The 7,980-nt window shown below is 48.6% G+C and carries 9 protein-coding genes and 1 tRNA gene; 4 read left to right on the top strand and 6 right to left on the bottom strand.

Annotation, left to right across the window (positions count from 1 at the left end):
- Nucleotides 1-341 (bottom strand): hypothetical protein (locus NZ952_06000; protein ID MCS7120735.1); only part of this gene is annotated, 341 nt, incomplete at its 3' end.
- Nucleotides 342-521: 180 nt separating this feature from the next.
- On the opposite strand from NZ952_06000, the gene NZ952_05995 reads away from it, so the two are divergent.
- The 3 genes from NZ952_05995 (at nt 522) to NZ952_05985 (ending at nt 2,804) form a co-directional block, all read left to right on the top strand.
- Nucleotides 522-797 carry a hypothetical protein gene (locus tag NZ952_05995; GenBank protein MCS7120734.1) on the top strand — a complete coding sequence of 92 codons (276 nt, stop codon included), beginning with the start codon at nt 522-524 and terminating at the stop codon, nt 795-797.
- A gap of 198 nt (nt 798-995) precedes the next feature.
- Nucleotides 996-2,300, top strand: coding sequence for an alpha-galactosidase (gene melA / locus NZ952_05990; protein MCS7120733.1), 1,305 nt, complete (start codon nt 996-998; stop codon nt 2,298-2,300).
- Between the two features lie 27 nt (nt 2,301-2,327).
- Complete coding sequence (locus NZ952_05985) at nt 2,328-2,804, top strand: hydrogenase maturation protease (protein ID MCS7120732.1); 477 nt, start codon at nt 2,328-2,330, stop codon at nt 2,802-2,804.
- Between the two features lie 10 nt (nt 2,805-2,814).
- Here NZ952_05985 and NZ952_05980 read toward each other — a convergent pair whose 3' ends face one another.
- The 5 genes from NZ952_05980 to NZ952_05960 are packed head-to-tail and all read right to left on the bottom strand — an operon-like array spanning nt 2,815 to nt 7,633.
- Entirely contained in the window at nt 2,815-4,263 is a 1,449-nt protein-coding gene (locus tag NZ952_05980; GenBank protein MCS7120731.1) for a Ni/Fe hydrogenase subunit alpha, read from the bottom strand.
- On the bottom strand, nt 4,256-4,801 hold the full coding sequence (locus tag NZ952_05975) for an NADP oxidoreductase (protein MCS7120730.1): 546 nt from the start codon (nt 4,799-4,801) through the stop codon (nt 4,256-4,258). The genes NZ952_05980 and NZ952_05975 overlap by 8 nt, the downstream gene beginning before the upstream one ends.
- Before the next feature lies 1 nt (nt 4,802).
- Complete coding sequence (hoxU, locus tag NZ952_05970; protein MCS7120729.1) at nt 4,803-5,507, bottom strand: bidirectional hydrogenase complex protein HoxU; 705 nt, start codon at nt 5,505-5,507, stop codon at nt 4,803-4,805.
- Between the two features lie 21 nt (nt 5,508-5,528).
- Complete coding sequence (locus NZ952_05965) at nt 5,529-7,160, bottom strand: SLBB domain-containing protein (protein ID MCS7120728.1); 1,632 nt, start codon at nt 7,158-7,160, stop codon at nt 5,529-5,531.
- Nucleotides 7,157-7,633, bottom strand: coding sequence for an NAD(P)H-dependent oxidoreductase subunit E (locus NZ952_05960; GenBank protein ID MCS7120727.1), 477 nt, complete (start codon nt 7,631-7,633; stop codon nt 7,157-7,159). Before NZ952_05960 ends, NZ952_05965 begins: the two co-directional genes overlap by 4 nt.
- A 212-nt stretch (nt 7,634-7,845) precedes the next feature.
- Between NZ952_05960 and NZ952_05955 the strand changes: the two genes are divergently transcribed.
- Nucleotides 7,846-7,938: transfer RNA gene (locus NZ952_05955), tRNA-Ile, on the top strand.
- The last annotated feature ends 42 nt before the right edge of the window (nt 7,939-7,980 follow it).

The raw sequence follows: 7,980 nt of genomic DNA, 5'->3' as shown, positions 1-7,980 counted from the left end.
GGAAGCGATCTTCCTATTGGGTGCATGAAATAGGCTAGAAGCATAAACGCGTAGAGGAGGAGGACCCCGCGCCATTTGCCTCTGGCTAAGAATCCAGTGGCAAGTACACCTATAGGCTCAGCGACTATGCCGAAGACCAGGTATTCATTGGGCCTGATGGATCTGGCGATGGCCCCTCCTATCAGCGCGGTAAATGCCCCAGCATATGGACCAAGTATGATTCCCTCAAGGGGTTCAAGATAGATGGCCCAGTTTCTCCAGAGCCCAAATGACATTAAATATAGAATGGCATGTAATGAGGCAAAAACAGCGATGAGCGCCGCGGATCTTGAGGGGATCATAACAGCCCAATAGGTGCAGCTAATAGAAAAGTGTTATCGATAAGAATGGGTTGTTGCAATTAGTAAGAGGCTCCATAGTGCATGGTTAATCCGCACATTACTTCATGCCAAAAAATTGGGGCTTAGAATATAGGGTTGCAACCAATATTTTAAATACATGTTATGCCTGAATATTGGGTCATGGATATAAAGAAAAGGCTGTTCAGGCTTTGCTCCTCTTTCGGATACAAGCGTTACTTCACGTTACTCATGTTCATAACAGAAGGTATGGCGTGCATTAATATAGTATTGATGTTTCTCTTCAGGGAGTTCTTGGCGGCTATAGTGTTGTGCGGCTTCATAGCTCTAATCTTCACTGTGATAACGATGGGGCTTCATATACTTGTTCGCATTGAGGAGACTAGGGAGTGGATGGTGGCGCAGAACATACAAAACAGCGCCAAGAACATGACATGAGCAATGAATAGTTTAATCAAGAAGACTTTTTCCCAATATCAACTTGAATGGGCACCATCATATTATTGTAGCTGCTTGTTTAACGAACTTTGCCGTCCATTCTGCATGCTGAACGATTTTTTAAGCGAGCTTAGAGGATGAAAGACTATTTAGAAGATCACATAAAGTTCTTAGCGAATGGTGTGGAGCTGAACCAGCATGATTAGGATTACTTATCTTGGGGCTGGAAGCGGCTTCGTCCCAGTTCTCAGTAAGGACATCTTCCAGATTCCTGGGCTTGACTGTGGGGAGCTATGTCTCGTAGATATTGATCCGGAAAGGTTGGAGCTTTCTCAGAAGGCAACGGAAGTAGTTAATGAGAAATTGAAGAAGAGGTGGAGAATTATCGCCTCTACTGATCGGGAAGAGGTTATGGCCGGTTCCGACTTTATAATTAACTCAATCGAGGTGAGCGGGCTTCAAACGGTTAAGTATGATTATGAGATCCCTCTAAAGTATGGTGTTGATCAGTGCATCGGGGACACGACTGGTCCAGGAGGGATAATGAAGGCTCTCAGGACAGTTCCCGTGTGGCTTGAGATTCTTAAAGATGCGGAGAGGCTCTGCCCAAATGCTTACGTGTTAAACTATACGAATCCGATGTCGATCATGATGCTTGCTGCTTTTCGCGCTTCGAAGATGAAGGCTGTGGGTCTATGCCACTCTGTTCAGGCAACATCGATGGATCTGGCCCGATACCTTGGCGTCCCCTATGATGAACTTGAATGGAGGTGCGGCGGAATCAATCATATGTCATGGTTCACGGAGCTTAAGCATGACGGCGTGGACATGTATCCTACTTTGAAGAGGAGGGCAAGGGAGGACCCATCACTATACGAGAAGGACCCGGTGAAATTCGAGATTCTATTCCACTTCGGATATTTTGTCACGGAGTCGAGTGGTCACATGTCAGAGTATGTTCCATACTTCAGGAAGAGGCCTGACCTCATAAAGAGGTATTGTAGGGAGGGATATCTTGGCGAAAGCGGTTTTTACGCCAAGAATTGGCCGCGATGGAGGGAGGCTACGGATGAGAGGCGGAGAAGGATAATTGCTGGATTAGAAGAGCCTAATCTAACGAGAAGTGTTGAGTATGCATCCCAGATCATTGAGAGCATAATATTTGACCGATACAATGTTATATATGGAAACGTTGCCAACACTGGGCTTATAACCAATCTTCCCCAAAATGAGGTTGTGGAGGTCGCCTGCCTAGTTGACGGTCAGGGTATCCATCCAATGTACTTTGGGGAGCTGCCCCCTCATCTCGCAGCGCTCAACAGGGCTCAGATGGCCGTATACGATTTGACGGTCAGGGCCATAATGAACGGGAGCTACGAGATGGCTGAGCGGGCGTTGATGCTTGATCCGTTGACGGCATCTGTCTGCTCCCTTGAAGAGATAAGGAGAATGTTCGCTGAGCTCTACCAGGCGGAGAGAGATTATCTGCCGAAATTGGATTAGGCATGCGGCTTAGAGGCGGGATCGCATATGCTGCTTGATGATCTAAGAGAGTGGCTTGCCGGGGCGGGCAGGATTGTTGTTTTGGGTGTTGGGCATCCTTTACGCATGGATGATTTTGTCGGTGTTGAGATAATACGTAGACTGCGGGGGAAGGTGTCGGAGAGGGTTAGGCTTATTGAATGTGAGGACTCTCCGGAGAGCTTCCTTAATGATGTAATAGAATTTTCTCCGAGCCATATTCTCATCGTAGATGCTGGGGAGCTCGGCTTGGGGCCTGGTCAAGTGAGACTTGTTAGACCCGAGGAATTGCCCCAGACCCGCGCCTATTCTACACACTCTCTCCCTTTAAGTATATTCTGCACACTTATTGCTAGAGAGCTTGGGGTAAAGATTGCCCTCTTGCTGATTCAGCCAATGAAGACCGATCTTGGCGAGGGATTAACACCTCAGGTCTCTGCTTCAATGCATAAAATAGTTGATTTACTCGTCACAATTCTACAATAAGATCTGTCCATTAACGGCTGATCTGATCTAAGATGTGCCCCTCATCATCCACCAGCTTAACCTGCAGGGGCATCCTTCCCACCTCATGGGTGGCACAGCTTAGGCATGGATCTAAGGCTCTGATCACTGCTTCAATCCTGTTCAGCAAGCCTTCATCCAGCCGTCCTCTGCGGATATACTTCTTCGCAACCTGGGCTATTGCCTTGTTATAGGCTAGGTTATTGTGTTCCGTCGCTATGATGAGATTCGCCCAGGTTATTAGGCCTTCCCTGCTAATCCTGTAATGGTGGATTAGTGTTCCCCGCGGCGCCTCGGCGACGCCTATCCCCTCCATCCTATTTGCTGAGGCCTTTGCCTGCACATGATCTGAATGTGTTGCCGGGTCTTTTAAGATCTCATCAACCTTCTCAATGCAGAAGAGGATTTCGATTAGACGTGCATAGTGATACATGAATGTGCTTTGGACAATTCCATTCCTTCCGAACTTCCTATATTCTTTGAGCTCAGCGTCCGCGAGAGGTGTTCCGCATCTAGAGGAGACGTTAAGCCTCGGCAGCGGGCCGACCCTATATATGCCGTCAGGGTAGCCTACGAGCTTTAGGTAGGGCACCTTCATGTATGTCCAGGGCTCCACCGCTTCGCCTATATACTTGGCATAGTCCTTCGGGTCTATATTATCCTCGACGACGCTGCCATTCGGGTCAACTATCCTCAGCGGGCCATCATAATGTTCAATCTCGCCATTCTGGGTCACCATCCCAAGATAGTAGGTTGGAAAGTTGCCGAAGCTTTCAATCTCCTCATCTAATATTTCCAGTCTTTCTTTGAAGTTTGATAATGTTTCAGAGACAATTCTCAATGCTTCAGGAAGGTCTCTTTGAATGGCTTCAGCCTTTTCCCTCTTAAGCGGTGAACTTACACCGCCAGGCACAACCCACTCGCTTGAGTGGATCCTCCTTCCTGACAGGCTTTCTATGATCTCTTGGCCGAACTTCCTCAGCTTGATCCCGTCGCGTGCAATCTGGGGATACTTCTCCATCATGTAGAAGATGTTTCTCTTGGCGGGTTCTGCATCCATCCCAAGAAGGATGTCGGGTGAAGAAAGGTAGAAGAAGCTTAGGGCGTGGCTTTGAATGATCTGACCCATATGCATGAGTCTTCTAAGAAGTACCGCAGTCTGCGGAATCGTGACCGCTAGAATATCATCGCATGCCTTCACAGATGCAAGTAAGTGGCTGACTGGGCAGATTCCGCATATCCTCGATGTTATGCTGGGCATCTCATAGAATGGGCGTCCCTCGCAGAACTTTTCGAAGCCTCTGAAGTCTATAACTTGGAACCTTGCATCCTTCACTGATCCTTCTCTGTCTAATCGAATTGTTACTTTTGCGTGCCCCTCTATCCTGGTTACAGGGGCTATTGTGATTTCATGTTCTGATGGCCTAGGACTTCTAACCATACTTGCATTTTCCCTCCATGTTCGGTCTTCTTCCAGCCAGAATCTCGGTTAAGATGTAGTTTATCAGATCTGCTGATGGGGGGCATCCTGGGACATAGAAGTCTACCTCGACAAATTCATGTAATGGCCTTGCATTCTCAAGAAGTTTCGGGAGATCTTCACTCGGGATCTGCGGCTTATTATCCACATTCTCCATATATGCTCTTTCAAGGACCGATTGCACACTTTTTTCGAGAGCATTCCTCAAGCCCGGTATGTTCCCTGTCACGGCGCAGTCTCCCAGTGAGACCAGAATCCTAGTTCGCGCTCTTATATTCCTTAAGAGGTCTGCGTCCTCCTCATTTCCGACGGCACCCTCCACCAGTGTCACGTCAACGTCATCGGGGAATATTTTTGCATCCATTAGCGGGCTGTAGACCAATTGAATCTTCTCGGCTAATTCTATGAGGCGCTCGTCCTGATCGAGGAAAGACATGTGGCAACCTGAACAGCCAGATAACCAGGCGGTTGCGAGCTTGACCTTCCTTTTCTCCCCCATGCTAACGTTTCCTCCTCTCTAGAATAAAGGATGGAATGTTCTTTGCCCTTGTCGTGGAGACTGGTTCACCTTTGATGTATATCGCGCCTACTGGGCAGACCTTAGCGCATTTTGCGCATGAGGTGCAGGACTCTGAGGAGCCCCATGGGTCGTCTAGATCAACAATTACCTGCGAGTCTTTCCCCCTCATCTTCAAATCTAAGGCGTGAACACCCTCAATTTCGTCGCAGACCCTTATACATCTTGTACAAAGTATGCATCTGTTCGGATCCAGAAGTAATCGGCTATGTGATGAATCTACTCTGTACCCGGTCCAGCGCCTGTTAAATCTGAGATGATCCACGCCGAGTTTTTGGGCTAATTCCTGCAGCTCACAGTTCCCATTAGCGACGCAGACTGCGCATGCATGTGCGCTCTCTGAAAGCAAGAGTTCAACGATCATCTTCCTGTACTCTCTTAGCTTAGGCGATTCTGTTATGACCTCCATTCCAGGTGCGACTGGGGTTGTGCATGCAGCGAAGAGTTTAGTCGACCCTTTAATCTCGACGATGCAGAGGCGGCATCCCCCGAAGGCTGAGAGACCCTCAAGATGGCATAGCGTCGGTATCTCTATCCCAGACTTCTTGGCAGCTTCGAGAATCGTTTCACCGTTTAGCGCAGTGACCTCCTTTCCGTCAATCTTGAGTTTAATGGTTACTTCACTCATTCTCCTTAACCTTCCATAATATTATTCTTTGAAGCATCTTCCTGAGGGGCACTTCTTCTCAACGATGTGCGCGGCATACTCGTCTCTGAAGTATCGAAGCGTTGTTAGTACGGGATTGGGCGCCGTTTGGCCGAGTCCACATAAGCTTGCTTCCTTTATCATGTTGCAGAGCTCCTCGAGAGTCTGAAGGTCTCTCATCTCCGCCTCTTTATTCATTATCTTATCGAAAATTGATTTCACCTTGAATAGTCCGACCCTGCATGGCACACATTTTCCACATGACTCGTCTACACAGAATTCTGTGAAGAATTTTGCGGTGTCAACCATGCAGGTTTCATCGTCCATCACTACAATGCCGCCTGAGCCCATTATGGCCCCAGCCTTGGTTAGAGATTCATAGTCGATCGGCAGCGAGAGCATCTCCTCAGGAAGGCATCCTCCTGAGGGCCCACCAACTTGAACGGCCTTAAATCTCCTTCCTTCTGGGACGCCGCCGCCGATCTCGAAAATTACCTCGCCTAATGTGATTCCCATAGGAACCTCGATCAGCCCAGGATTGTTAACTTTCCCGGTTAGAGAGAAGCATTTTGTGCCGCTGCAGCCAGGTGAGCCGATCTTTGCGAACCATGCCCCCCCATTCATGATGATAACTGGGATATTCGCCAATGTCTCTACATTCTGGATGAGTGTTGGCTTCTTCCATAGGCCTGAGGTAGCAGGGTATGGAGGCCTCGGGGTGGGCATGGCCCTTCTACCCTCAATTGAGGCCAATATCGCCGTCTCCTCTCCTGCCACGAAGGCCCCTGCTCCCAGTCTCAGTTCAATATCGAAGTTCAGGTTTAATTCCAGAATATTTTGTCCAAGGAGGCCGAAGGACCTCGCCTGGTCAATCGCCTTTCTAAGGGTCTGGATTGCAAGGGGGTATTCCGCTCTGACGTATATGTAGCCTTGCTCAGCGCCTACTGCGTAGGCAGCTATCAGCATACCCTCCAGTATTGAATGTGGATCCGCTTCGGCAAGTGTTCTATTCGCGAAGACGCCGGGATCCCCCTCATCCAGGTTTGCGACGACATATTTAGGTCTGCCAGTGGCCCTTGCTACAAAACTCCATTTCTGGCCTGTTGGGAAACCAGCCCCGCCTCTTCCTCTAAGACCGCTCGCGGAAACTTCGTCAATGACGTCCTTCGGCGTCATCTTCTCCAGGCATTTTATCAGTGCGAAGTATCCTCCAACAGCCAGGTAATCCTCAATCCTGAATGGATCAATCTTGCCAGCGTTTCTCATCACGATTTTAACCTGCTTCCTGAAGAAGGCCTCATTCTTGTAGAGTAGCCGCTCGACAGGCTTTCCCTCTACTATGTGGCTCCTAACAATCTCTTTCGCATCTTCTGGTTTAACATTCTGGTAGAGGTAGTCGCCTGGTTCTACAACTACTGCTGGACCAACATAGCATGTTCCGACACAGCCAGTTCGACAAGTCCTGCATATATCATCTACTCCGAACTCTTTCAAGGCATCTTCGAAGGCTTTCAAAACCTTTGTTGCGCCGAGCGGGAGGCAGCCCGTTGAGCAGCATACGTTTATTCTATAGCGGATGGATTCTCTCTTTCTGTGTTCCTCCTCTGCGATTTTCAGTAATTCGGCGACTTTCATTTCCAGGCCTCCAGACGCTGCCTAATCTTATTTATCGTAAGATCTTTCGTCGCCTTTCCGATATGCTCATCATCGATAATAACGTTTGGGGCCATGGCGCATGCGCCGATGCATCTCGTGATGAATACTGAGAGTCTGCCGTCAGGGCTTGTTTCGCCGCGTTTAACATTGAATTCACGTTCGACTGCGGCGACTATTTCTTCGACGCCCCTGACGAAGCAGGCGGTTCCATAGCAGAAGGTCACTACATGCGCCCCTGGCTTCTTAAGCTTAAAGAAATTGTAGAATGTTGCGACACCGAGGACGTGGCTCGGCGGAATCTTCAGCGCATTGGCAATATGAAGAAGGATCTCCCTGTCCAGGTAGCCGTAAATCTCCTGTGCGGTGTGCAGTATCTCCAGAAGGGAGTCTTTCCTGTAATTGTGTTTGGCGATTGATTGGTCAAGTAAGACGATCCGCCTATCCGCCTTCATATTAGAATGTGCCCCTCATCCCGCCGGATTGACATTAGCGAAGAGAGTAATATTATTTAAGGATTATCATCTTAATAGAGGAGTCGGGGGAGGAAACGCTTAGAAGCATATTAGTTTTTTAATCAAATGTTAGTGAAAAATGTCCAAAAAGGCCTAGGCGCGGAGGAAAATTCTTAAGTAAGGAGCTGACCGATATTTTCTATGACAGTTATGGGCCCGTAGCTCAGCACGGTTAGAGCGGCAGGCTCATAATGCCTGGATGAGAAACCTGTTGGTCGGGCGTTCGAATCGCCCCGGGCCCACCAAGTTTTGGCGGGTCCTCTTTTCCTATGCTGTCCCAGATTATG

This window comes from Candidatus Bathyarchaeota archaeon (assembly GCA_025059045.1).
Taxonomy (GTDB): domain Archaea; phylum Thermoproteota; class Bathyarchaeia; order Bathyarchaeales; family DTEX01; genus JANXEA01.
The sequence above is the reverse complement of the archived record's forward strand: the minus strand, read 5'-3'. Positions and strand labels throughout refer to the sequence as shown.